The sequence below is a fragment of the Pseudomonas helleri genome, assembly GCF_009600315.1.
GTDB classification, from domain to species: domain Bacteria; phylum Pseudomonadota; class Gammaproteobacteria; order Pseudomonadales; family Pseudomonadaceae; genus Aquipseudomonas; species Aquipseudomonas helleri_A.
Genome location: NZ_WIWC01000006.1, coordinates 154167 through 178186 on the forward strand (window position 1 = coordinate 154167; position 24020 = coordinate 178186).

Here is a 24020-nt window from a genome sequence, read left to right on the forward strand (position 1 = left end):
AAGGCTGCGTCCGGCGACGCAGTCGTCGTAAATCGGTTGCACCGTCATCCTGTAAAACCACGTTCACAGCTTTGACGATTGCTGCGCAACCGGACGCAGCCTTAGGCAGCTGCTACGAGAATCCGGTAAATCCAATAACTCCGGTAAGCCCAATAACAAAGAGGTCCTATGCCCGCACGTCCGGTTCTCAGTCCTGAAACCCTTCGCTGGTTGCCGTGGGTGGTCGCCATCGCGTTTTTCATGCAGTCGCTCGACGGCACCATCCTCAATACGGCCTTGCCCGACATGGCCCGCGATCTCGATGAAAACCCGCTGCGCATGCAGGGCGTCATCGTCGCTTACATGCTCACGGTGGCCTTGCTGATCCCGGCCTCCGGCTGGATCGCCGATCGCTTTGGCACCAAAAAAATCTTTTTCAGCGCCATTTTGCTGTTCAGCCTCGGCTCATTGCTGTGCGCCCTATCCGGCACCCTCGATCAACTGATCGGTGCGCGGGTGATTCAAGGGCTGGGCGGCGCCCTGATGCTGCCGGTCGGGCGGCTGGTGGTGCTCAAAGCGTACCCGCGCTCGGAGCTGGTGCGCATCATGGGTTTTATCACCATCCCCGGCCTGCTCGGCCCGCTGATCGGGCCGACGATGGGCGGCTGGATGGTGCAGTACCTGAGCTGGCACTGGATTTTCTTGATCAACCTGCCGGTGGGCGCGTTCGGGTGCTGGGCGGTGTGGCACTTTATTCCTGACCTGCGCGGTAACGAGCGTACCCGTTTCGATGCGCTGGGCTTTGTGCTGTTCGGCGCGGCAATGGTGTTTATCACCATAGCCATGGAAGGCTTGGGCGAGCTGCATTTGCCGCACCTGCGGGTGATGCTGCTGTTGTTCGCAGGGATGGCTTGCCTGGCGGCGTACTGGTTGCGCGCAGGCAATATCAGTAACCCGCTGTTCTCCCCCGTGCTGTTTAAAACCAAAACCTTTGCCGTGGGCATTCTGGGCAATCTGTTCGCCCGTCTCGGCAGCGGTGCCTTGCCGTTTCTGGTGCCGCTGTTGTTGCAAGTGGCGCTGGGCTATTCACCGTCCCAGGCCGGCATGAGCATGTTGCCGCTGGCCGGTGCGGCGATGCTGGCCAAGTGGGTGGCGCGCCCGCTGATTGAGCGGGCGGGCTATCGCACCGTGCTCACGGTCAATACCTTTGCGCTGGGGATCATGCTGGCCAGTATGGGGCTGGTCACTGAGCACACGCCGTACCCATTGCTGCTGGGGATGCTGGCCGTGCTGGGCGCGATCAATTCCTTGCAGTTCACGGCGATGAACACCGTGACCCTGATCGACCTCGATGACGCCAGCGCCAGCAGTGGCAACAGTTTGCTGTCGGTGGTGGCGCAGTTATCGCTGAGCCTGGGGGTGGCCTGTGCCGGTGCCTTGCTGGGCGGGTTTACCGGCGACGGTGGCGGGGATGGCGTGGACACGGTGCTCGGGGCGTTTCAGCTGACCTTTCTGACCGTAGGGATCATGGCCATGCTGGCGGCGGCGATTTTCCTGCAACTGTCACCGCAGGACGGGCGTAAACCCAAGGCCCATTCGGAGCACGAGCTGGAACATTAAGGGCTTTTTTGAAGCGATCTGGATGACATCTCGTCCAGAATCTTCTGGCGAGGGGCATGGGACTGGTACACTGCGCGACATTTTGTTTTGCAGGCCAGTCTCGTGACCACCATTGCCACCGCTTTTAACACTCTCCCTCTGTCCGCCGCCATGCTGGCTAACCTCGACTCCCTCGGTTATGCCCAGATGACGCCGATTCAGGCGCAGAGCTTGCCGGTGATCCTCAAAGGCATGGATCTGATCGCTCAAGCCAAGACCGGTAGCGGCAAGACTGCCGCCTTCGGCATCGGCCTGCTGAACCCGATCAACCCGCGTTTCTTCGGTTGCCAGGCGCTGGTTATCTGCCCGACGCGCGAACTGGCCGACCAGGTTGCCAAAGAAATTCGCCGTCTGGCCCGTGCCGAAGACAACATCAAAGTGCTGACCCTGTGTGGCGGCGTGTCGTTCGGCCCGCAAATCGGCTCGCTGGAACACGGCGCGCACATCATTGTCGGCACGCCGGGTCGTATCCAGCAGCACTTGCGCAAAGGCTCGCTGGTACTGGACGGTTTGAACACGCTGGTGCTCGACGAAGCTGACCGCATGCTCGACATGGGTTTCTACGACGCCATCGAAGACATCATCCGTCAAACCCCGGAGCGTCGTCAGACGCTGCTGTTCTCGGCCACTTACCCGGTCGGCATCAAACAGCTGTCGTCGAAGTTCATGCGCAACCCGCAGCAAGTCAAAGCGGAAGCGATGCACACCGACAGCCAGATTGAACAGCGCTTCTACGAAATCTCCCCGGAAGAACGCATGGACGCCGTGACCAAAGTGCTCGCGCATTTCCGTCCGCAATCGTGCGTGGCTTTCTGCTTCACCAAGCAGCAGGTTCAAGAAACCGTCGACCACCTGACCTCCAAAGGTATTTCGGCGGTTGGCCTGCACGGCGATCTGGAACAACGCGACCGCGATCAGGTGCTGGCCATGTTTGCCAACCGCTCGACTTCGGTGCTGGTTGCCACTGACGTAGCCGCCCGTGGTCTGGACATCGACGCACTGGACATGGTGATCAACGTTGAGTTGGCGCGTGATTCGGAAATCCACATTCACCGTGTTGGCCGTACCGGCCGTGCCGGTGAAAAAGGCATCGCTATCAGCCTGGTCGCGCCGTCCGAAGCCCATCGCGCCCAAGCCATTGAGCAGCTGCAAAAAGCGCCGCTGAACTGGGAAACCCTGGACACCCTGAAATCTCAGGGCGGCGCACCGCTGCTGCCGTCCATGAGCACGCTGGTGATTGGCGCTGGTCGTAAAGACAAAGTGCGTCCGGGCGACATTCTCGGCGCACTGACCGGCGACGCCGGTATCCCCGGCGCTCAGGTCGGTAAAATTGCGATCTTCGATTTCCAGGCCTATGTCGCCGTTGACCGTACCATTGCCAAGCAAGCCGCCCAGCGTCTGAGCGAAGGCAAAATCAAAGGCCGCGTGTTGCGGGTTCGGGTTTTGTAAAACGCTTTAAACGCCCCCTCACCCCAACCCTCTTCCTGAGGGAGAGGGGGCAGATGTACACAGCATTTGAAATCACCTCTACCAAGCTCCCTCTCCCTATGGGAAAGGGCTCGGGTGAGGGCCGCTTTTACCGAGGACACCGCTTTGCGTACCACCGACGTTGTGATTATTGGCGCAGGCGCCGCAGGTTTGATGTGCGCGCTGACCGCCGCTGCGCGTGGGCGCTCGGTAATGCTGATCGACCACGCCAACAAGGCCGGAAAAAAAATCCTGATGTCGGGCGGCGGTCGCTGCAACTTCACCAACATGTACACCGAACCCTCCAATTTCCTGTCGCAGAACCCGCACTTCTGCAAGTCGGCGCTGGCCCGCTATACGCAGTGGGACTTTATCGAGATGGTCTCCAAGCATGGCGTGCCGTATCACGAGAAGAAACTGGGCCAGCTGTTCTGCGATAACAAATCCAGTGACATCCTTGAAATGCTCCTCGATGAGTGCAAACAGGCGGGCGTCAGCCTGCACCTGGACACCTCGGTGGAGCAGATCGAAAAAACCGAAACAGGCTATAGCCTCAAGACCACGCTGGATCAGTTGAATTGTCAGTCACTGGTGATCGCCACCGGCGGGTTGTCGATTCCGACCTTGGGCGCGACCGGGTTCGGTTATCAAGTGGCCCGCCAGTTTGGCCACACCGTGCTGCCGACCCGCGCAGGGCTGGTGCCGTTCACCATCACCGACCAGCTCAAAGAGATCTGCACCGAGCTGTCGGGCACTTCGGTGGACTGTCTGGTGAGCTGCAACGATCAGAGCTTCCGCGAAAACATCCTGTTCACCCACCGTGGATTGAGCGGCCCGGCGATTTTGCAAATTTCGTCGTTCTGGAACCCCGGCGATACGGTTGAGATCAACCTGCTGCCCGACCTTGACGCACTGGAGTGGTTGCACACGCAACAGGCTGAGCGCCCGAACAGCGAGCTAAAAACCCTGCTCGGCGAAATCTTCACCAAGAAGATGGCTAACTTGCTGGCTGAGCATTGGTTTGTGTCCAAACCCATGAAGCAGTACACGCCTACTGAATTGGCCGAGATCGCCGACAAACTGGCGTGCTGGAAAGTCGTCCCCGCAGGAACCGAAGGCTACCGCACGGCCGAAGTGACGCTGGGCGGGGTCGATACCCGCGAGGTGTCATCCAAGACCATGGAGTCGCTGAAAAGCCCCGGTTTGTATTTTGTCGGCGAAGTGCTGGATGTGAGCGGGCATTTGGGCGGGTTCAACTTCCAGTGGGCGTGGGCATCGGGTTACGCAGCCGCGCAGTTTGTGTAGCACCCTGTAACCGCCAAAAATATTTTGCGTTAGATGTGAACAGTGTCATTGCACTGTCGTCATATCTGGCTCAATTTAGCGAATCGACTCGCAAGGCACCGCCACTTCATGTCATCAAAAAGCGTTAGTCACTCCCTGCGCCGCCTGTGGGCGCGGGACAAGTTCAGTTACAGCGTTCGTGTGTTTATCGCTCTGACCGGCAGCATGGCTTTTTGCTGGTATCAAGACGAGATGTCGCTGTTGATCCCGCTGTTTTTGGGGATCATCGCCAGCGCACTGTCGGAAACCGATGACAGTTGGCAAGGCCGCCTGAATGCCTTGTTGGTCACCCTGGTGTGCTTCAGCGCTTCAGCGTTGACGGTCGAATTACTCTTTCCTTATCCGCTGCTTATGGTCTGCGCACTGGCGCTGGCCGCCTTTGCCCTGACCATGCTGGGCGCGCTGGGCGAGCGTTACGGTGCGATTGCCTCGGCCACTTTGATTCTGGCTGTGTACACCATGATCGGCGTCGATCAGCGCGGAGGGCAAGTTACCGATTTTTGGCACGAACCGCTGTTGCTGGTAGCGGGGGCCGCCTGGTACGGGCTGCTGTCGGTGCTGTGGCAGGCGCTGTTTTCCAATCAGCCGGTGCAGCAAAGCCTGGCGCGGTTGTTCTGGGAACTGGGCCTGTACCTGAAAATCAAATCCTCGCTGTTTGAGCCGATCCGCAACATGGATGTCGAGGCCGGACGATTGGAGCTGGCGCAACAGAACGGCAAAGTGGTGGCTGCGCTCAACACCGCCAAGGAAATCATTTTGCACCGCGTCGGCAATTCGCGGCCGGGCTCCAAGCTGAGCCGATACCTCAAACTTTACTTCCTCGCCCAGGACATTCACGAGCGCGCCAGCTCGTCGCATTACCCGTATAACGCGCTGGCTGACGCGTTTTTCCACAGCGACGTGATGTTCCGCTGCCAACGCTTGCTGCGTCAGCAAGGCGTCGCCTGTCAGCGCCTGTCGGAGTCGATCAAGCTGCGCCAGCCATTTGTCTATGACGACAGCTTTGCCGAAGCCTTGGGCGACTTGCACGCCTCCCTCGAACACTTGCGCATTCAAAGCAACCCGGCCTGGCGCGGGCTGTTGCGTTCGCTGCGGGCGCTGGCCGCGAACCTGGCGACCCTCGACCGCTTGCTCAGCGATGCCAGCAACCCGGATACGTTGGCCGATGCTACTGACAGCAGCCTGCTGGATCGCTCACCGCGTAATCTCAAGGACGTCTGGTCTCGCTTGCGCCAGCACCTGACACCCACCTCACTGATCTTCCGCCACGCGCTGCGTTTGCCGCTGGCCCTGAGCATCGGTTTTGCGATGGTGCACTGGATTCACCCCAGTCAGGGTTACTGGATCATTCTGACCACGCTGTTTGTCTGCTCGCCCAGCTACGGCGCGACGCGACGCAAGTTCAGCCAGCGCATTATCGGCACCGCCATCGGCCTGGCCGTGGGCTGGGCGCTGTTTGACCTGTTCCCCAACCCGCTGGTGCAGTCGATGTTTGCGGTGGTGGCCGGGGTGGTGTTCTTTATCAATCGCACCACGCGCTACACCTTAAGCACCGCGGCTATCACGCTGATGATCCTGTTTTGCTTCAATCAGGTGGGCGATGGTTACGGCTTGTTTCTGCCAAGGCTGTTCGACACGTTGGTAGGGAGCGTGATCGCCGCGGCTGCCGTGTTCCTGTTCCTGCCCGACTGGCAAGGGCGCCGCCTGAATAAGGTATTGGCCAATACCTTGAGTTGTAACAGTCAATATCTGCGCCAGATCATGCATCAATACGCACAAGGAAAAAGTGACGATCTGGCCTATCGACTGGCTCGACGCAACGCCCACAACGCCGACGCAGCGCTGTCCACCACACTGGCCAATATGCTGATGGAGCCAGGGCACTTCCGTAAGGATGCCGACATGGGCTTTCGCTTTTTAGTGCTCTCGCACACGTTGCTCAACTATCTGTCCGGCTTGGGCGCGCACCGCGATACCCAGTTGCCCGCTGAGGTGCGCGAGCAGTTGATCGAAGGTGCCGGGCGTAAAATTGCCGACAGCATCGACCTGATCGCGCAAGGGCTGAACACCAAACACCCGGTTGCCGTACAAAGTGACGACGAAGAGGCGCTGGCCAACGAACTTGAGCAGATGCCCGATGACATCGACGAAAACCAGCGTCTGGTGCAAACCCAACTGGCATTGATATGCCGCCAGCTCGGCCCTTTACGCACACTGGCGGCGCACTTGATCAAAGCACCTTAGAACTTGGCGAGAACAAAGATGGCGCCTACTATCGGGGTCATCGTTTCTATAACAAGGATAAGACTGTGACCACTGACTGGCTGTGCAAACACCACAACGATTTGGGCAAAGAGCAGCTCTACGCCATCCTCGAACTGCGCTCAAAAGTCTTTGTTGTAGAGCAAAAGTGCGCCTATCAAGACGTTGACGGGCAAGACCTCACGGGCGACACCATGCATGTGATGGGCTGGCAGGACGATCAACTGGTGGCGTATGCACGCCTGCTCGATCCGGAATCACAAGGTGGTGACGTGGTCATTGGCCGCGTGATCGTTGCACCCGAAGGACGAGGACAAAAACTGGGGCATACGCTCATGTCCAAAGCATTGGAAAGCATCGAAGAGTACTGGCCGGAGATGCCGATCTTCATGTCCGCTCAAACGTATCTGACACCGTTCTATGAGCGTTACGAGTTCGTCACTGTCGGCGATCCCTACATGGAAGACGGGATTGAGCACATCGGCATGCGCCGTGCCGAGGCGACTCAGGGATAACCCAAAACCTGTTTGATCTGGGCGACATGTTCGCCCACCCAGGCCTTGTCAATCGGGCCCCAGCTGCGAATCTGATAGCGTCCGGCATGATTGCGGGCGCCATCCTGCTGCTCGAACTCGCAGACAATATCCAGATCGGCCAATGCGGCAATGGTGTCTTGTGCTGTGCGGCGCGGCATACCGGTCACCTCGGTCAGCGCCGGCACACTGCTGGCGATTTGACTGTCAATCAACCAGGCCACATACAAGCGCCGATAGAAACTGCTTTTGGTTTTGCTGACGTCCATCACACACTCCCTTTAACTACTATTTGCTCTGCATATCCCGCCAGGTGAGGTACACCCGCAGGTCAAACTCCAGTTGGTGATAACCCGGCAGCATGTATTCGCACAGCTTATAAAACGCCTTGTTATGGTCCGACTCTTTCAAATGCGCCAGCTCATGAACCACGATCATCTTTAAAAACTCGGGCGCTGCCTCTTTGAACAACGACGCCACGCGCAATTCCTTCTTGGACTTAAGCTTGGCACCCTGCACCCGCGAAATAGTGGTGTGCAGCCCCAGCGCACGATGAGTCAAGTCAAGGCGATTATCAAACAGCACCTTATCGAAAGAGGGGGCATTACGCAGATGTTCCTGCTTGAGTTCCAGCGCGTAGGCGTACAGAGCTTTGTCACTTTGCACGGCATGACGTTGTGGATAACGCTCACTTAAGTAGCTACCTAACTGATCCCGCTCAATTAATTGATGTACTTGATCCTGTAAGGTCTGGGGATAAGCCTGAAGGTATTTGAGAACAATCATGAGGCGAAAACCTACAGCCTAAAAGGTCGACAGTGTAACGAATTTGAGAATTAGGTGGTGCCACCACTGTTACTGGCCACCCGCTACGTTTTATAAAGAAATCCCTTCCAAGCCTTGGTCTAGACCCTTCAACCGGGTTTCATGCCTGTAAGTGCCAATAATTTGAGGCTCGTAATGATCGATTTGGCTACCTGGAATTTGAGCGTTCCTGTCGGCAATCCTCCCGCGACGATCACTACCCCGCGGTTGCTCAACGGCTATAAAAACAACTACTTTCACTCACACACTGGCACCTTGTTTTTCTGGGCTCCCGTGACCGGTAGCAAAACTGAAAATGCCATTTATTCACGCAGCGAATTGCGTGAAACCCGCTCGGACGGCGCCTTGCGTAACTGGCTTTACACAAGCGCCGACAACTTTTTGAATGCGACGCTGACAGTCAATCAGGTGCCTTCCTCGGGCAAAGTGGTAATCGGGCAAATTCATGCCTTCCAGAGCACACAACCTCTGCTCAAGCTTGAATACCAATACAAGGCCAGCAAAGAGAGTGGCAATGTGGTCGCTAAAGTACGCCTTCGGCCCAATGAAAACTCCCGGGTCGTGACCATCGCCGAAAATATCCCCTTAGGTAAAGATTTCAGTTACGTAATCAACCTCACGCCCGATGGTGCCCTGAAGATCAAGGCCGCCAATAAACAGTGGGCACGAGATATCAGTGCAAAATGGCGTACCAAACCGCTTTACTTCAAGGCGGGTGCTTACGTGCAGGACAACTCAGGAAACAGCAGGGAAGGCGCCCAAGTCACGTTCAGCAAGCTGGACATTGACCACAACAAATTCTGAACACGAATAGAAAAGTCAGACGTTTATCCTGAAAAAAGCAGGATGCTTCCGAGAAAGTGTGTTCACCTCAAGCGCGGCTTGCGGCATGGAAAGTCACGGGGCTATCTTCTTGAGTCGCCGTGGCCTCTGGCGCAAATGATGATCCCCGTGGAGAACACATGAAAGCTTCCAAGCCAAAACGCCCTCGGCGCGATGATCATAAACACGATGAAGCCACCCGGCGCATTCTGGATGATCTGAGCGCCAACCCTCCTGACATCGATACACTTCAACCGACTCAAGCACAGCCTGTTGGTGCGCAATCGCCCTTTGCCGTAATGGCGGATGTCCGTGCACTGGAGGCCTTGCAGCATATAGCGATCATGCTTAAAAGCGCGGAAGAAGTGTCTGATGAAATCACCGAACGGGGCAGCGGCCTGGAGCGCGGGCTGGTGTGGTCGCTGGTGCATTCAGTAGAAATGTCGCGCTCGCTGGTGAATGCGCTGCTGAGGGGTAACGGCATAGACCCGCAAAAGGTTCAGCCCTCACCCTAGCCCTCTCCCAGAGGGAGAGGGGACTGATTGGGGGATATTGACGCTTTTCAGCAATAGCCAATTTGGTCACTGAATCAACGTTTAACTGGGTCAGTCCCCTCTCCCTCCGGGAGAGGGTTAGGGTGAGGGGCTTTCTGAAACTCACAAAAAAACCCGCATCACTGCGGGTTTTTTGAAGCGTCAGGTCTTAGTTGACCTTGGCGTTCAGCTCACCTTTGAGGTAACGCTGGTACATGGCTTCGAGGGAGATCGGCTTGATCTTCGAAGCATTACCTGCGGTGCCGAACGCTTCATAACGAGCGATACACACGTCACGCATGGCAGTTACGGTTGCGCCGAAGAATTTGCGCGGGTCGAACTCGCTTGGGTTGGTGGCCATCAGACGGCGCATGGCGCCGGTCGATGCCAGGCGCAAGTCAGTGTCGATGTTGACCTTGCGCACGCCGTGCTTGATGCCTTCGACGATTTCTTCGACCGGCACACCGTAGGTTTCTTTGATGTCACCGCCGTATTCGTTGATGATCTTCAGCCACTCTTGCGGCACCGACGACGAACCGTGCATCACCAGGTGAGTATTCGGAATGCGCTTGTGGATTTCCTTGATACGGTCGATGGCCAACACGTCGCCGGTAGGCGGCTTGGTGAACTTGTAAGCGCCGTGGGACGTACCGATGGCAATGGCCAGGGCATCCACTTGAGTGCGCTTGACGAAGTCAGCGGCTTCTTCCGGGTCGGTCAGCATCTGGCTGTGATCCAGAACGCCTTCAGCACCGATACCGTCTTCTTCGCCAGCCATGCCGGTTTCCAGAGAGCCCAGGCAACCCAGCTCGCCTTCAACCGACACACCGCACGCGTGGGCCAGAGCAACGGTTTGCTGCGTCACACGTACGTTGTAGTCGTAGTCAGTCGGGGTCTTGCCGTCTTCGCCCAGCGAGCCGTCCATCATCACCGAGCTGAAGCCCAGTTGGATGGAGCGTTGGCACACGTCAGGGCTGGTGCCGTGATCCTGGTGCATGCACACCGGAATATGCGGGAATTCTTCGATGGCAGCCAGGATCAAGTGGCGCAGGAAAGGAGCTCCAGCGTACTTGCGCGCACCGGCCGAAGCCTGAACGATCACCGGGGAGTCAGTCTTGTCAGCGGCTTCCATGATGGCGCGCATCTGCTCAAGGTTGTTGACGTTGAAAGCTGGAACGCCGTAACCGAATTCGGCGGCGTGGTCCAACATCTGGCGCATGCTAATAAGTGCCATGGTACGTATCTCTCCCGGACGAGGGTCGTTAATCGTGCAAGCCTGCCGTAGCGGCGGCTGCTATTCAAGTTATTGCAGATCGGGGGTTAGCCGCTCTGCGTGTATTCCATTTGGCCCGTAACTGTTACGGGCACCCGCGCTCTTTGGAAGGTTGGGGTGTCTCGTATTTTTCCAGCGCTTCAGGCCCTGAGCGCTTGTTGACCAATGGCACGCTCTGCGCCTGCCAGTCTGCCTGGTAGCAGCCGCTCTCTTCGGGCGTAGCCGCTTCGGGCGACGGTTCAGGTGAACCGGCGCAACCGGCCAAAAAGCCCGCAATCATTAACAGCGGTAACACCTTGACCATATCCATGCTTCCTCTCAGGGCCTGCATCACATTCAACCTTTAGCGCGGCTTTCCAGCACTTCAACGGCAGGCAGCACTTTGCCTTCAACGAACTCAAGGAACGCACCGCCGCCGGTAGAAATGTAGGAAATTTGATCAGCCACACCGTATTTGTCGATCGCGGCCAAGGTGTCGCCACCGCCCGCAATAGAGAATGCCGAGCTGTCAGCGATGGCATGGGCCAATACTTTAGTGCCGTTACCGAACTGGTCGAACTCGAACACGCCCACCGGGCCGTTCCACAGAATCGTTTTCGAGGACTTCAACAGCTCAGCGAAGTTGGCCGCGGTTTGCGGGCCAATGTCCAGAATCATGTCGTCTTCGGCCACATCAGCGACCAACTTCACGGTGGCGGCGGCGGTTTCGGCAAATTCCTTGGCGACCACCACGTCAACAGGCAACGGCACGTTGACCTTGGCCGCGATGGCGCGGGCGGTGTCCAGCAAGTCCGGTTCGTACAGCGATTTGCCCACCGGGTGACCGGCCGCGGCGAGGAACGTGTTGGCGATACCGCCACCCACAATCAGCAGGTCGCAGATCTGGCTCAGGCTGTTCAACACGTCGAGCTTGGTCGACACTTTGGAGCCGGCAACAATGGCAGCCATCGGCTTGGCCGGGGCACCCAGCGCCTTGCCCAGCGCATCCAGTTCAGCCGCCAGCAGTGGGCCTGCAGCGGCCACCTTGGCGAACTTGGCTACGCCATGGGTCGAGCCTTCAGCGCGGTGAGCCGTGCCGAAAGCGTCCATCACAAACACGTCGCACAGGGCCGCGTATTGCTTGGCCAGTTCATCAGCGTTTTTCTTTTCGCCCTTGTTGAAGCGCACGTTCTCGAACAGCACGATGTCGCCGGGCTTTACGTCAACGCCATTGAGGTAATCACTCACCAACGGCACTTCGCGCTCCAAGGCTTTGCTCAGGTAATCAGCCACTGGCTTGAGGCTGTTATCGGCCGAGAACTCACCTTCAGTCGGGCGCCCCAAATGCGAGCAGACCATGACCGCTGCGCCTTTTTCCAACGCCAACTTGATGGTCGGCAGCGAAGCAAGGATGCGTGCATCGCTGGTGACTACACCGTCCTTGACCGGGACGTTGAGGTCTTCGCGAATCAGTACGCGTTTACCTTGCAGATCGAGGTCGGTCATCTTCAACACGGTCATGGGTCGCAATTCCTGAGTTTCTAATGTTATGGAGCAGATTGGGGTTGAGTAACGTGCAAATAGTGCTCTGCCACATCGATCATTCGATTGGCAAATCCCCATTCGTTGTCGAACCACGCCAGCAGGTTTACCAGCCGGGGGCCGGAAACACGGGTCTGGCTGGCATCAACAATCGCCGAATGCGGGTCATGGTTGAAATCACAACTGGCGTGCGGCAATTCGGTATACGCCAACAAGCCTTTGAGCGGGCCGCTAGTAGCCGCCTCGCGCAGTACGCGGTTAACTTCTGCGGCGTCAGTGTCGCGCGCCGTGATCAGGGTGATGTCCAGGCACGACACATTCAAGGTCGGTACCCGTACGGCTTTGGCCTGAATTCGGCCAGCAAGTTCCGGCAACAAACGCTCAATGCCTTTAGCCAGGCCCGTAGACACCGGAATTACTGACTGAAACGCCGAGCGCGTGCGACGAAGGTCTTCATCGTGGTAAGCATCAATCACCGGCTGATCGTTCATCGCCGAGTGAATGGTGGTGATCGACACGTATTCCAGACCGAACGCCTGATCCAGCAAACGCAACAGCGGTACGCCGCAGTTGGTGGTGCAGGACGCGTTGGAGATTAGACGCTCCTGGCCCGACAGGCTGTGCTGGTTCACGCCAAACACGATGGTGGCGTCAACATCCGCCTCACTGCTCATCGGTTGCGAAAACAAGACAGCAGGTGCCCCGGCGTCGAGAAAACGCTGACCATCGGTGCGGGTGTTGTAAGCGCCGGAGCATTCCAGCACCAGATCAACGCCCAACGAGGCCCAGTCGATCCCCTCAGGAGTGGCACTGCGGAACACTTTCACGCAGTCGCCATTGATATGCAGGCAGTCGCCTTCGATCCGTATCTCGCCCGGAAACCGGCCGTGAGTGGAGTCGAAACGCGTCAAATATTCGAGACTGGCCATATCGGCCAAATCATTGAGTGCAACAATTTCAAACCCGGCAGCAGCCCCTCGCTCAAACAATGCACGCAAGACGCAACGGCCAATTCGGCCATAGCCGTTGAGTGCAACTTTGTAAGGACGCGGTTCAGGCATGGGGTTCTCTTATTCAAAACCTGTAGTCGCTGCCACAGGCTGCGAAGGGTTGCTCAGCAACCCGTTTCTTGAGGACCCTGCGGCCCTTCGCAGCCTGCGGCAGCGACTACGGGGAACGCGGCGGCCAAGGGCCACCGCGGCTTACTTTAGTCTTCCAGCAGCTCTTCAGCCTGACCCAGGATGTTTTCCAGAGTGAAACCGAACTCTTCGAACAACGCCGGCGCAGGCGCCGACTCGCCGTAGGTGGTCATGCCGATCACGCGACCTTCCAGACCCACGTACTTGTACCAGTAGTCAGCGTGGGACGCTTCGATGGCAATACGGGCGCTGACTTGCAGCGGCAGAACCGACTGCTTGTAGCCTGCGTCCTGAGCCTCATAAACGCTGGTGCAAGGCATGGAGACAACACGCACCTTGCGACCTTGTTCGGTCAGCTTTTCCCAAGCCTGAACGGTCAGACCCACTTCGGAACCGGCCGAGATCAGGATCAGTTCAGGCTCGCCTGCACAGTCCTTGAGCACGTAACCACCGCGGTTGATGTCGGCAATTTGACCGGCATCACGGGTTTGGTGGTTCAGGTTCTGACGCGAGAAGATCAACGCGGACGGACCGTCGTTGCGCTCCAGTGCGAACTTCCAGGCCGCTGCGGATTCCACCGCGTCGGCTGGACGCCAGGTGTCCAGGTTCGGCGTCGTACGCAGGCTGGTCAGTTGTTCAACCGGCTGGTGCGTCGGGCCGTCTTCGCCCAGACCGATGGAGTCGTGGGTGAACACATAGATCACACGCTGCTTCATCAGAGCCGACATGCGGATAGCGTTACGAGCGTATTCCATGAACATCAGGAAGGTTGCGCCGTATGGCAGCAGACCGCCGTGACCGGCTACGCCGTTCATGATGGCGCTCATGCCGAACTCACGTACGCCGTAGTACATGTAGTTACCGCTGGCGTCTTGCGCCGAAACGCCTTTGCAGCCTTTCCACAGGGTCAGGTTGGAACCGGCCAGGTCAGCCGAGCCGCCCAGCAGCTCTGGCAACAGCGGGCCAAAAGCGTTCAGGGTGTTCTGGCTGGCTTTACGGCTGGCGATGGTCTCGCCTTTGGCCGCCACTTCATTGATGTAGGCAGTGGCCTTGGCATCAAAGTCAGCCGGCAGTTTACCGCTCAGACGGCGGGACAACTCAGCCGCCAGCTCAGGGAATTCGGCCGCGTAGGCAGCGAAACGCTTGTCCCACTCGGACTCAACCGCAGCACCGGCTTGTTTGGCATCCCATTCGGCGTAGATATCAGCCGGGATTTCAAAAGGACCGTGGTTCCAGTTAAGCGCTGTACGGGTCAGGGCGATTTCGTCGTTGCCCAGTGGAGCACCGTGGCAATCTTCCTTGCCCTGCTTGTTCGGCGAACCAAAACCGATTGTGGTTTTGCAGCAGATCAGCGTTGGTTTATCGCTTTTGCGTGCAGTTTCGATGGCGGTTTTGATTTCTTCCGGATCGTGGCCGTCTACGTTGCGGATCACTTGCCAGTTGTAAGCTTCAAAACGCTTAGGCGTGTCGTCGGTGAACCAGCCTTCCACTTCACCGTCGATGGAGATGCCGTTGTCATCGTAGAAAGCAATCAGTTTGCTCAAACCCAAGGTGCCGGCCAACGAGCCTACTTCGTGGGAAATGCCTTCCATCATGCAGCCATCACCCATGAACACATAGGTGTGGTGATCGACGATGTCGTGGCCTGGACGGTTGAACTGCGCACCCATGACTTTTTCTGCCAGGGCAAAGCCCACAGCATTGGCAAAGCCCTGACCCAATGGGCCCGTGGTGGTTTCAACGCCCGGGGTGTAGCCCAGTTCCGGGTGACCCGGGGTACGGCTGTGCAACTGGCGGAAGCTTTTCAGATCGTCAATCGACAGGTCATAGCCGGTCAGGTGCAACAACGAGTAGATCAACATCGAACCGTGGCCGTTGGACAGCACGAAGCGGTCACGGTCAGCGAACGACGGGTTGCTCGGGTTGTGCTTCAGATAATCGCGCCACAGTACTTCGGCGATATCCGCCATACCCATAGGGGCACCTGGATGGCCGCTGTTGGCTTTTTGCACGGCATCCATGCTGAGTGCACGAATGGCGTTGGCACGCTCACGACGGCTGGGCATCGCTGTTCTCCTGGGTATTTAATAAATAAAACGGAACGGAAAAAAGGCGAGCATTTTCCCTCACCCACTGCCGCTGGGCAATGACAGATAGTCGCTTGAGGCGTTTTTCCTGTGCTTAACCGTTCCACCTGTTAAGGATCGGACATTTCATTTCGTTATTTCACTCACGTAACCCGACAAACGCGCCCTCTACCCATCAATATCAAAAAGTTTTGATATTGAACTTGCGAGCGGCGAACCGGGTAACTAGACTGCGGCCCCATGAACCTACGCGTACCTTCAATCCGTCATGACGATTGCGATGAGCTTTCCGCCCTGTGCAAGGCCGGTGGCGACCCGTTACGACTGAATGTACTGCGTGCACTGGCCAACGATTCGTTCGGCGTGCTGGAACTGACACACATTTTTGCAACCGGCCAGTCCGGCATGAGCCATCACCTCAAGGTGTTGTCCCAGGCCGGGCTGGTGGCAACTCGACGCGAAGGCAACGCGATTTTTTACCGTCGCGCCCTGCCCCACACGGACCAGTTGGGCGGCAAACTGCACGCGGCCCTGCTCGAAGAAGTCGACAATCTGACCCTGCCTGCCGACGTCCTCGCACGCATTAGTGCCGTACACAGCCAACGGGCAGCGGCCAGTCAGGATTTTTTCTCGCGCATCGCCGAAAAATTTCGCGCTCAACAGGATTTGATCGCAGGTTTGCCACAGTACCGGGATAGCGTTCTGGCCTTGTTGGACAAACTGAGCTTCAACCCAGTGGCCACGGCCCTGGAAGTGGGCCCCGGGGACGGCAGTTTCTTGCCCGATCTGGCCCGTCGCTTTCATCAGGTCACGGCACTGGACAACAGCCCTGTGATGCTTGAGCTGGCCCGCCAGCTATGTGAACGCGAGTGTTTGAAGAACGTCAGCCTGATCCTGGCCGACGCGTTGCAGGATGCACAGATCCACGCCGATTGCGTCGTTGTGAACATGGTCTTGCACCATTTCGCCGCACCGGCCGAAGCACTCAGGCAACTGGCCAACCTGCTGCATCCTGGCGGTAGCCTGCTGGTAACAGAGTTGTGTAGCCATAATCAGGCGTGGGCCCGCGAAGCCTGCGGCGACCTTTGGCTTGGTTTTGAACAAGATGATCTGGCCCGTTGGGCCACCGCTGCGGGACTCGTTCCCGGGGAAAGCCTTTATATAGGCTTACGTAATGGTTTCCAGATTCAGGTCCGCCACTTTCAGCGGCCAACTGGCGACACTCACCATCGGTAAATATTAGGAAACCGTCGAGATGAGCGAATACTCCCTTTTCACCTCCGAGTCCGTGTCTGAAGGGCATCCGGACAAAATCGCCGACCAGATTTCTGATGCGGTGCTGGACGCTATCATTGCCGAAGACAAGTTCGCCCGTGTGGCGTGCGAAACTCTGGTGAAAACCGGCGTAGCCATCATCGCCGGCGAAGTCACCACGTCGGCCTGGGTTGACCTGGAACAGATCGTTCGTGATGTGATCACTGACATCGGCTACACCAGTTCCGACGTGGGCTTCGACGGCGCAACCTGCGGCGTGATGAACATCATCGGCAAGCAATCGCCTGACATCAACCAAGGTGTTGACCGTGCCAAACCTGAAGATCAGGGCGCCGGCGACCAGGGCCTGATGTTCGGCTACGCCAGCAACGAAACCGACGTGCTGATGCCAGCACCGATCACTTTCTCGCACCAACTGGTTCAGCGCCAGGCTGAAGCCCGTAAATCCGGCCTGCTGCCTTGGCTGCGTCCGGACGCCAAGTCCCAGGTGACTTGCCGTTATGAAGGCGGCAAGGTTGTAGCCATCGACGCCATCGTGCTGTCGACCCAACACAACCCGGAAGTCTCCAACAAAGACTTGCGCGAAGGCGTGATGGAGCTGATCGTCAAACACGTGCTGCCTGCTGAACTGCTGCACAAAGACACCCAGTTCCACATCAACCCGACCGGCCAGTTCATCATCGGTGGCCCGGTAGGCGACTGCGGCCTGACCGGCCGCAAGATCATCGTCGACACCTACGGCGGCATGGCCCGTCACGGTGGTGGCGCGTTCTCCGGCAAGGACCCATCGAAGGTTGACCGTTCGGCCGCCTACGCTGGTCGTTACGTAGCCAAGAACATCGTGGCAGCCGGTCTGGCTGAGCGCTGCGAGATTCAGGTTTCCTACGCTATCGGCGTCGCTCAACCGACTTCGATTTCGTTGAACACCTTTGGTACCGGCAAAATCTCTGACGAGAAAATCATCAAGCTGGTACGTGACGTATTCGACCTGCGTCCATACGCCATCACCACCATGCTGGATCTGCTGCACCCGATGTATCAGGAAACCGCAGCCTACGGCCACTTCGGTCGCACGCCGCAAACCAATACAGTGGGCAATGACACCTTCACCACGTTCACGTGGGAGCGCACCGACCGCGCTGAAGAGCTGCGCTCTGCGGCTGGCTTGTAAGTAACCCTGCTGCACCCAAAAGCCCCGGACAGGCGACTGTCCGGGGCTTTTTCATGCGCCCGAAATACGGCGTAATGCAGTCCCCGTCCGCGTCAAAAACCTTTCACTAGCCTTAAGCGTTCACTCCGGGCAAGGACGCTCATGATGCTGACCAGACTTTCTCTTCTCTGCGGGCTCTTGCTCGCCGTTCTAACCTTTCACACGCAGGCACAACCATGCCCCGACAAGTCGGCCTACCAAGCACTGCAACAACAGCTTGAAAGTTGGGACGACAGCTATCACCGCCTCGGCATATCCCAGGTCAGCGATGCGGTTTACGACGCTTCACGTACGCGATTTGAACAGTGGCAAAGCTGCTTCAAAGAGTTGCCTGTGGATAACCCATTGCTCACAGCAGGCGGGCCAGTGACTCACCCGGTGGTGCAAACCGGTCTGGCTAAACTGGCGGATGACAAGGCGGTAAAAGACTGGCTAAAAGGCCGACAGGATCTGTGGATTCAACCCAAAGTGGATGGTGTGGCCGTGACGCTGGTCTATCGCCAAGGGCGTTTGCAACAGGTCATCAGCCGGGGCGATGGCGTGCAGGGTCAAAACTGGGAGCGCTCGGCCCGCTCTATCAGCGCCATCCCGCAACAGTTGCCGCAGCCTGTGGACATCGTGCTGCAAGGCGAACTGTGCTGGCGCTTGCCCGGCCATATTCAGGCAGTTGCAGGCAGCATCAATGCCCGCAGCACCGTGGCGGGCCTTATGGCACGCCAGCACCTGAGTGCCGAACAAGGTCAAGGCATTGGCCTGTTTGTCTGGGACTGGCCTGAAGGCCAAGGTACGCAAGCTGAACGACTGCACCTTTTGGGCACGCTGGGCTTTGCTGACAGCCTGACGTACAGCCAGTCCATCGAGCATTTCGAACAGGCCAAACTCTGGCGCGAAAAATGGCATACCACTGCGCTGCCGTTTGCCAGCGACGGCGTGGTTTTACGTCAAAGCCAACGCCCTCTGGCGCAACGTTGGCAGGCAAAACCACCGAACTGGGCCGCCGCCTGGAAATACCCTCATGCGCAGGCTGTGGCCCAAGTGCGCAAGGTCACCTTTAACATCGGGCGTACCGGGCGCATCACGCCCATGCTTGAGTTGACCCCGGTGCGAGTCGACGACCGCACCATCAAACGTATCAGTGCCGGTTCGCTGCAACGCTGGCAGAGCCAGGACATCCGCCCCGGCGATCAAGTGGCAATCAGCCTTGCTGGCCTGACCATTCCCCGATTGGACGGTGTTGTCATCCGCGCCAGCGAGCGCATTGAAGTATTGCCACCCGACCCCAATAATTTCCACACTCTGAGTTGCTGGCAAGCAACACCGGGGTGTGAGAGCCAGTTTATGGCGCGGTTGAACTGGCTCAGCAGTAAAAAGGGGTTGGCCCTGCCATTTGTCGGGCCGGGCACCTGGAACAGCTTGATTCAGACAGGCCGAGTCACCCGCCTGCTGGATTGGTTGACACTGGATGCCGCACAGCTTGCTAACATTGATGGCTTGGGCGAGCTCCGCATTGCCCGCCTGCTCAACAGTTTGCAGGAGTCACGGCAACAACCGTTCGAGCGCTGGGTCAAAGCCATCGGTCTGCCGCCCAGCGGTGATGCGCCGTTGGGTCAGTCGTGGCAAGCGCTGGTCGCTCGCGACGAACAAGCCTGGCAGGTACACCCGGGCATTGGAGCGCAACGTGCGGCGCAACTGCGTGAATTTTTGCACGACCCGAACGTACTGGCTTTAAGTGAACAATTACGCGCTGCGGGAATTGCCGGCTTTGACTAGAAGCGCTTCAACCCGCAGCATTGCCTTTTAAATCGTGTTTATTGTCATCTTTTGTCATGGAGCTCTTTATGAAACTTCTTTCCCCCCTCGCCCTGTTTACTGTGTGTGGCCTGCTGGCGGCACCGTTGATGGCTGCTGAACAGGCGCCGGAACTGACCGGTTGCGCCGCCAAGAAGCACGAAATATCTCAACAACTTGAGCAAGCTCGCGCCCACGGCAACAGCAACCAGGTGGCGGGTCTGGAAAAAGCCCTGAGCGAAGTGGAGGCCCACTGCACCGACGCAGGTCTGAAGAAAGAGCGTGAAAACAAGGTGCTGGACGCCAAACACGAAGTCAGCAAACGCCAGGCAGACCTGGACAAAGCCATGAAAAAAGGCGATCCGGAGAAAATCGACAAGCGCAAAACCAAGTTGGCTGAGTCGCGCAAAGAACTGCAAGAAGCGTTGGATCAGCTGGATAAGTAATGCGGTAGGGCCCCTCACCCCAACCCTCTCCCGGAGGGAGAGGGAGCTGATTGGCGATGATTTCAAGTCAGCGTGCGATCAGTCCCCTCTCCCTCTGAGAGGGCTAGGGTTAGGGGCTTTTGCTTGCAGCGTCTCTCAATGATTACGAAATACCTTGTGGCACCCGCTGCACGTGTCTTCAACTTTTTGCACGGCGGGTGACAGGCGACTGAGGTCATAAGGCTGTACCCGACTGGCGACCACCAATTCACCGGTAGCTGCTTCCAACTGTCGGGCCAACGCCTGAAAAAGGGCCTGATTTTTCCAGACTTCATCAGTCGCGCTGGTCTGGTCAGACTCTTTGACTTCAGGGAAATGCTTCCACGGCTCCCGAGCCAAAGCATCCAGTTTGACCGCACCTTCGCTAAAACGCGGGCCATCGAACGGAACACGGCCTCGCAGCATGCCACCCAGTTCTTCACTGGTGCTGAGCATGTGTTTGAAAATCGCTTTACGCTGGCCCAACGGCGAATTGGGGTCAACCCCGCCACACGCCGATAACGTCAGGCAGGCAAGCACTAGAACAAGCAGTCGTTTAAGCATCAGAGTGGTTTCACGTCGTAGAAAACGGGCGCCAGTATCCTCTCGCACCCTGCAAACACCAATACCCCTATTGAATATAGGGTTGCCTTGAAGGGAATTTAACCTCGGCAGCCTTGAAGGAATTTTGCTGATGAACCTATTTTTCAAGCCGTTGGCCTGGGTCTTACCCGCCGCCCTGTTATTGGCCGGATGCAACGGCACCGACAAAGACACGGCAAAACCGGAACCCCATACCACCTACAGCAAAGCCGACTGGAACGCATTGCCTGAAGTGACCGGTGAGGATCTGCAAAGTGGCTTTGCTTCATGGCGCAGTGCCTGTACCCGCCTTAAGGCCGATCCCAATTGGGGCAGCGTGTGCAGTGATGCTGCCAACCTGCCCGCTAGCCCGAGCGTGGCTGAAATCAGTCAGTTTTTGCAGACGCATCTCGATGTGTACAGCCTGCGCTCAGCAGAGGGCAGCAGTGACGGGTTGATCACCGGTTATTACGAACCGGTTTACCCCGGTAGCCTGAAGCCTACCCAAACGGCCAATGTACCGATCTACAGCGTACCGGCCGATCTGGTGGTGGTTAATCTGGACAGCATCTACCCCGAACTGAAGGGCAAACGACTGCGCGGCCGCCTTGAAGGCCGGATTCTCAAGCCGTATGACACGGCTGAAACCATCAATAGCAAAGGCCTGAATGCCCCTGTATTAGCGTGGCTGACCGATCCGATGGACCTGCAATTTCTGCAAATTCAAGGCTCTGGCCGTGTGCAACTGGACGACGGTCGTCAGTTGAGAATTGGTTATGCGGACCAGAACGGCCATCCGTATAAACCCATTGGGCGCTGGCTGGTTGAGCAGGGCGAGCTGAAAAAAGAAGATGTGACCATGGGCTCGATTCACGCGTGGGCAATGACTCATCCAGAACGAGTACATGAATTGCTGGCCAGCAACCCGAGCTACGTGTTCTTCACCCAAAACCCTGACAGCAACGAGGGGCCGCGTGGCTCACTGAATGTTCCACTGACGGCGGGCTACAGCGTGGCGGTGGATCGCAAAGTCATCCCGCTGGGCAGTTTGCTCTGGCTGTCCACGACCCAGGCTGACGGCCACCCCATCGTTCGCCCTGTAGCTGCGCAGGACACCGGGGGCGCCATTGCCGGCGAAGTGCGGGCCGACTTCTTTGTCGGTACCGGCCCCGAGGCCGGGCAAATCGCAGGGGACATGAAGCAGAAGGGCAATATCTGGCTGCTGTGGCCAAAAGGCGCCGCATTGCCACAGTAGTAAAAGGGTGTGAACGATGTAGTCGCTGCCAAAGGCTGCGATGGGTTGCGCAGCAACCCTATTCATGCCCTACGGCCCTATCGCAGCCTTCGGCAGCGACTACAGATTCATTTATTCACACCGACACAAAGAAGAAGCTGACAATCAGCGCCATGCCGATAAACCACACAATGGAGCGCATCATCGCCCAGTCGGCCAGGTAGCAAATGATGTACAGCATGCGGCTGGTGATAAACAACACGGCCAGTACATCGATCGTCACTGGCTGGGCGTTGCCCACAATATCGGCAATGATCACTGCCGCGGCAAACGCGGGTGTCACTTCAAAGCTGTTGAGCTGAGCGCTATGAGCGCGCTTGGCAAACCCGTCCAGGGTTTCAAGAAAAGATCGGGGGTCGTGATTTTGCCGAGGCCCGAATTTGCCCCCACTGAATTTCGCAATGCCGGTGCACACGTAGGGCAAGCAAAGGGCAATCAATACACACCAGAAGGCAACCGTCATTGGAATTTCCTTTTTAACGTTTCAGTGCGCGTAGTTTTAGCACAGTCCGTAGGACTAATCGCTATAACAGCCGGGAGCTTCCTGAAAAACGCCACTTGCTTGTACCTGCCACAACCGGGGATTAGTCTCGCTGCCTCAATAAATATCGCAGCACCCTTGAAGCAACGAACGAGCGAGCGAAATGAATAAAAAAGCTGTCATCGTATTTAGCGGCGGACAAGATTCAACAACATGCCTAGTGCATGCTATGCCACGCTTTGAAGACATTCATTGCATCACGTTTGATTACGGCCAACGCCACCGGGCAGAGATAGAGGCTTCATTAGCGTTGTCGCGGCAACTGGGTATCACGTCACATACCGTATTAGACGTTTCCCTACTCAATGCATTAACTGTCAGCAGCCTGACACGCAGTGACCTACCTGTTCCGAACGTTAATCAGATAGAAGAAAACGGTTTACCCAATACCTTTGTGCCTGGCCGCAATATTTTATTTCTGACCTTAGCGTCGATCTATGCCTATCAGGTGCAAGCCCACACAGTGATCACAGGTGTGTGTGAAACGGACTTCTCTGGCTACCCGGACTGCCGGGACGAATTCGTCAAATCGCTTAACCATGCGATCAAATCAGGCATGGATTACAACGTACAGATTGAAACACCGTTGATGAGATTAAACAAAGCCGAAACGTGGGCCCTGGCTGATCATTACAACCAGTTGGATTTGATACGCGAACACACGCTGACTTGTTATAACGGAATCATAGGGAGCGGGTGTGGTGACTGTGCGGCGTGTGAGCTGCGGGCCAAAGGTTTAGATGATTACCTAAAAAATAAACAGGCGGTGTGCGACAGCTTAAATAAAAAACTCTGCATGGGCTCTTAAAAATGAATGGTTATCAACGTACACCCTGTGCCGAAAGCCCGCCTTCATTACATTATCAATCGCCCTCAGTAAACACATACCTTTTAAAAAGCGCCCTTGCGCCATAAGCAGGCAACACATTCACACACGCAAATGTTACCTTGATGAAGATTTGAACAATCAACATATTCACAAGAGCAGAGGTCTCCATGACGCCGTAAAACGCCAAAAAACAAAAAAGTAAACTGTCTATTATTGCCGCCACAAAACTACTAAAAAAAACTCGCAAAAATAAAAATCTTGAACGGGTCAGCGCTTTTATCTTACTCAGCAAATAAGTATTCACATATTCAGACACTACAAAGGCAACCAATGAAGCTATCAATACAGAAAAAACATGACTTACAACTTTATTATAAGGGCTATCCAGCTCCCAGCCAGGCAATCCAGGAAGATAGGCAATACCATTAAGCATAGAGATGACCAAAGCATTGCCGAGAAACACGAACAATATAGCTCGCCTAGCAAGCCTGAGGCCATAGAACTCATTTAATATATCGGCGGCGGCAAAAACTGAGTGCAACACCTGACCTTTCCGGTACGGTGCTGCCCTATGTCTTATTCCGAACTCAGCG

At 56.9% G+C, this 24020-nt stretch carries 23 protein-coding genes; 13 read left to right on the forward strand and 10 right to left on the reverse strand.

Annotation, left to right across the window (positions count from 1 at the left end):
- The first annotated feature begins 168 nt into the window (after positions 1–168).
- The 5 genes from mdtD to GHN86_RS06170 all read left to right on the forward strand — a co-directional run bounded on the left by mdtD (position 169) and on the right by GHN86_RS06170 (position 7226).
- Complete coding sequence (mdtD, locus tag GHN86_RS06150) at positions 169–1599, forward strand: multidrug transporter subunit MdtD (protein ID WP_153377920.1); 1431 nt, start codon at positions 169–171, stop codon at positions 1597–1599.
- 150 nt (positions 1600–1749) lie between these two features.
- Positions 1750–3087, forward strand: coding sequence for an ATP-dependent RNA helicase DbpA (gene dbpA, locus GHN86_RS06155; protein ID WP_267129101.1), 1338 nt, complete (start codon positions 1750–1752; stop codon positions 3085–3087).
- Positions 3088–3231: 144 nt separating this feature from the next.
- On the forward strand, positions 3232–4410 hold the full coding sequence (locus GHN86_RS06160) for an NAD(P)/FAD-dependent oxidoreductase (RefSeq protein WP_153377918.1): 1179 nt from the start codon (positions 3232–3234) through the stop codon (positions 4408–4410).
- A gap of 108 nt (positions 4411–4518) precedes the next feature.
- Positions 4519–6693 carry a YccS family putative transporter gene (gene yccS, locus GHN86_RS06165; protein ID WP_153377917.1) on the forward strand — a complete coding sequence of 725 codons (2175 nt, stop codon included), beginning with the start codon at positions 4519–4521 and terminating at the stop codon, positions 6691–6693.
- Positions 6694–6758: 65 nt separating this feature from the next.
- Positions 6759–7226, forward strand: coding sequence for a GNAT family N-acetyltransferase (locus GHN86_RS06170; RefSeq protein ID WP_323369203.1), 468 nt, complete (start codon positions 6759–6761; stop codon positions 7224–7226).
- Here the strand turns inward: GHN86_RS06170 and GHN86_RS06175 are convergent.
- Together GHN86_RS06175 and GHN86_RS06180 are read right to left on the reverse strand one after the other, a co-directional pair.
- Entirely contained in the window at positions 7217–7513 is a 297-nt protein-coding gene (locus GHN86_RS06175) for a winged helix-turn-helix domain-containing protein (protein ID WP_153377915.1), read from the reverse strand. The two genes, GHN86_RS06170 and GHN86_RS06175, sit on opposite strands and share 10 nt — an antisense overlap.
- Before the next feature lie 19 nt (positions 7514–7532).
- Complete coding sequence (locus tag GHN86_RS06180; protein WP_153377914.1) at positions 7533–8030, reverse strand: M48 family metallopeptidase; 498 nt, start codon at positions 8028–8030, stop codon at positions 7533–7535.
- A 174-nt stretch (positions 8031–8204) separates the two neighbouring features.
- Here GHN86_RS06180 and GHN86_RS06185 point away from each other — a divergent pair, with 174 nt between their 5' ends.
- Together GHN86_RS06185 and GHN86_RS06190 are read left to right on the forward strand one after the other, a co-directional pair.
- Positions 8205–8873, forward strand: a complete 669-nt coding sequence (locus tag GHN86_RS06185; RefSeq protein ID WP_153377913.1) for a polysaccharide lyase family 7 protein — start codon at positions 8205–8207, stop codon at positions 8871–8873.
- Between the two features lie 158 nt (positions 8874–9031).
- Complete coding sequence (locus GHN86_RS06190) at positions 9032–9406, forward strand: hypothetical protein (protein WP_153377912.1); 375 nt, start codon at positions 9032–9034, stop codon at positions 9404–9406.
- Between the two features lie 187 nt (positions 9407–9593).
- Here GHN86_RS06190 and fba read toward each other — a convergent pair whose 3' ends face one another.
- The 5 genes from fba to tkt all read right to left on the reverse strand — a co-directional run bounded on the left by fba (position 9594) and on the right by tkt (position 15423).
- Complete coding sequence (gene fba, locus GHN86_RS06195) at positions 9594–10658, reverse strand: class II fructose-bisphosphate aldolase (RefSeq protein WP_047278209.1); 1065 nt, start codon at positions 10656–10658, stop codon at positions 9594–9596.
- A gap of 124 nt (positions 10659–10782) precedes the next feature.
- A complete protein-coding gene (locus GHN86_RS06200) occupies positions 10783–11001 on the reverse strand; it encodes a hypothetical protein (RefSeq protein ID WP_153378034.1) in 219 nt (72 codons plus the stop codon).
- Positions 11002–11033: 32 nt separating this feature from the next.
- The gene (locus GHN86_RS06205) at positions 11034–12197 is read right to left on the reverse strand and encodes a phosphoglycerate kinase (protein WP_153386239.1); all 1164 of its coding nucleotides are present in this window, start codon (positions 12195–12197) and stop codon (positions 11034–11036) included.
- Between the two features lie 26 nt (positions 12198–12223).
- Positions 12224–13279 carry an erythrose-4-phosphate dehydrogenase gene (gene epd / locus GHN86_RS06210; protein ID WP_153377910.1) on the reverse strand — a complete coding sequence of 352 codons (1056 nt, stop codon included), beginning with the start codon at positions 13277–13279 and terminating at the stop codon, positions 12224–12226.
- 146 nt (positions 13280–13425) lie between these two features.
- Positions 13426–15423: a transketolase gene (gene tkt / locus GHN86_RS06215; RefSeq protein WP_153377909.1), complete on the reverse strand. Its 1998-nt coding sequence runs from the start codon at positions 15421–15423 to the stop codon at positions 13426–13428.
- Between the two features lie 261 nt (positions 15424–15684).
- Between tkt and GHN86_RS06220 the strand changes: the two genes are divergently transcribed.
- From GHN86_RS06220 to GHN86_RS06235, 4 genes are all read left to right on the forward strand, one after another.
- Positions 15685–16680, forward strand: coding sequence for an ArsR/SmtB family transcription factor (locus GHN86_RS06220; protein WP_153377908.1), 996 nt, complete (start codon positions 15685–15687; stop codon positions 16678–16680).
- Between the two features lie 19 nt (positions 16681–16699).
- Complete coding sequence (metK, locus tag GHN86_RS06225; RefSeq protein WP_153377907.1) at positions 16700–17890, forward strand: methionine adenosyltransferase; 1191 nt, start codon at positions 16700–16702, stop codon at positions 17888–17890.
- 144 nt (positions 17891–18034) lie between these two features.
- Entirely contained in the window at positions 18035–19699 is a 1665-nt protein-coding gene (gene ligB, locus GHN86_RS06230) for an NAD-dependent DNA ligase LigB (RefSeq protein WP_153386241.1), read from the forward strand.
- Between the two features lie 68 nt (positions 19700–19767).
- Positions 19768–20163, forward strand: a complete 396-nt coding sequence (locus GHN86_RS06235) for a DUF1090 domain-containing protein (protein ID WP_153377905.1) — start codon at positions 19768–19770, stop codon at positions 20161–20163.
- 135 nt (positions 20164–20298) lie between these two features.
- Here GHN86_RS06235 and GHN86_RS06240 read toward each other — a convergent pair whose 3' ends face one another.
- Positions 20299–20748 carry a c-type cytochrome gene (locus tag GHN86_RS06240; RefSeq protein WP_153378033.1) on the reverse strand — a complete coding sequence of 150 codons (450 nt, stop codon included), beginning with the start codon at positions 20746–20748 and terminating at the stop codon, positions 20299–20301.
- A 127-nt stretch (positions 20749–20875) separates the two neighbouring features.
- Here GHN86_RS06240 and GHN86_RS06245 point away from each other — a divergent pair, with 127 nt between their 5' ends.
- Positions 20876–22018, forward strand: a complete 1143-nt coding sequence (locus GHN86_RS06245) for a murein transglycosylase A (RefSeq protein ID WP_153377904.1) — start codon at positions 20876–20878, stop codon at positions 22016–22018.
- Positions 22019–22133: 115 nt separating this feature from the next.
- Here the strand turns inward: GHN86_RS06245 and GHN86_RS06250 are convergent, their stop codons facing one another.
- Positions 22134–22520 (reverse strand): MAPEG family protein, encoded by a 387-nt coding sequence (locus GHN86_RS06250; RefSeq protein ID WP_153377903.1) that lies wholly within the window; start codon positions 22518–22520, stop codon positions 22134–22136.
- Between the two features lie 181 nt (positions 22521–22701).
- Here GHN86_RS06250 and queC point away from each other — a divergent pair, with 181 nt between their 5' ends.
- Positions 22702–23406 (forward strand): 7-cyano-7-deazaguanine synthase QueC, encoded by a 705-nt coding sequence (gene queC / locus GHN86_RS06255; RefSeq protein ID WP_153377902.1) that lies wholly within the window; start codon positions 22702–22704, stop codon positions 23404–23406.
- Positions 23407–23461: 55 nt separating this feature from the next.
- On the opposite strand, the gene GHN86_RS06260 is transcribed toward queC, so the two are convergent.
- A partial coding sequence (locus tag GHN86_RS06260) for a queuosine precursor transporter (protein WP_153386243.1) occupies positions 23462–24020 on the reverse strand: 559 nt, incomplete at its 5' end.

Coding starts and splice junctions, on each gene's coding strand:
- dbpA (WP_267129101.1), top strand. CDS start 1,750: ATGCTGGCTAACCTCGACTCCCTCGGTTATGCCCAGATGACGCCGATT.
- queC (WP_153377902.1), top strand. CDS start 22,702: ATGAATAAAAAAGCTGTCATCGTATTTAGCGGCGGACAAGATTCAACA.
- mdtD (WP_153377920.1), top strand. CDS start 169: ATGCCCGCACGTCCGGTTCTCAGTCCTGAAACCCTTCGCTGGTTGCCG.
- metK (WP_153377907.1), top strand. CDS start 16,700: ATGAGCGAATACTCCCTTTTCACCTCCGAGTCCGTGTCTGAAGGGCAT.
- GHN86_RS06220 (WP_153377908.1), top strand. CDS start 15,685: ATGAACCTACGCGTACCTTCAATCCGTCATGACGATTGCGATGAGCTT.
- fba (WP_047278209.1), bottom strand. CDS start 10,658: ATGGCACTTATTAGCATGCGCCAGATGTTGGACCACGCCGCCGAATTC.
- GHN86_RS06185 (WP_153377913.1), top strand. CDS start 8,205: ATGATCGATTTGGCTACCTGGAATTTGAGCGTTCCTGTCGGCAATCCT.
- GHN86_RS06190 (WP_153377912.1), top strand. CDS start 9,032: ATGAAAGCTTCCAAGCCAAAACGCCCTCGGCGCGATGATCATAAACAC.
- GHN86_RS06205 (WP_153386239.1), bottom strand. CDS start 12,197: ATGACCGTGTTGAAGATGACCGACCTCGATCTGCAAGGTAAACGCGTA.
- GHN86_RS06245 (WP_153377904.1), top strand. CDS start 20,876: ATGAACCTATTTTTCAAGCCGTTGGCCTGGGTCTTACCCGCCGCCCTG.
- GHN86_RS06175 (WP_153377915.1), bottom strand. CDS start 7,513: ATGGACGTCAGCAAAACCAAAAGCAGTTTCTATCGGCGCTTGTATGTG.
- GHN86_RS06180 (WP_153377914.1), bottom strand. CDS start 8,030: ATGATTGTTCTCAAATACCTTCAGGCTTATCCCCAGACCTTACAGGAT.
- tkt (WP_153377909.1), bottom strand. CDS start 15,423: ATGCCCAGCCGTCGTGAGCGTGCCAACGCCATTCGTGCACTCAGCATG.
- GHN86_RS06235 (WP_153377905.1), top strand. CDS start 19,768: ATGAAACTTCTTTCCCCCCTCGCCCTGTTTACTGTGTGTGGCCTGCTG.
- epd (WP_153377910.1), bottom strand. CDS start 13,279: ATGCCTGAACCGCGTCCTTACAAAGTTGCACTCAACGGCTATGGCCGA.
- GHN86_RS06200 (WP_153378034.1), bottom strand. CDS start 11,001: ATGGTCAAGGTGTTACCGCTGTTAATGATTGCGGGCTTTTTGGCCGGT.
- yccS (WP_153377917.1), top strand. CDS start 4,519: ATGTCATCAAAAAGCGTTAGTCACTCCCTGCGCCGCCTGTGGGCGCGG.
- GHN86_RS06250 (WP_153377903.1), bottom strand. CDS start 22,520: ATGACGGTTGCCTTCTGGTGTGTATTGATTGCCCTTTGCTTGCCCTAC.
- ligB (WP_153386241.1), top strand. CDS start 18,035: ATGCTGACCAGACTTTCTCTTCTCTGCGGGCTCTTGCTCGCCGTTCTA.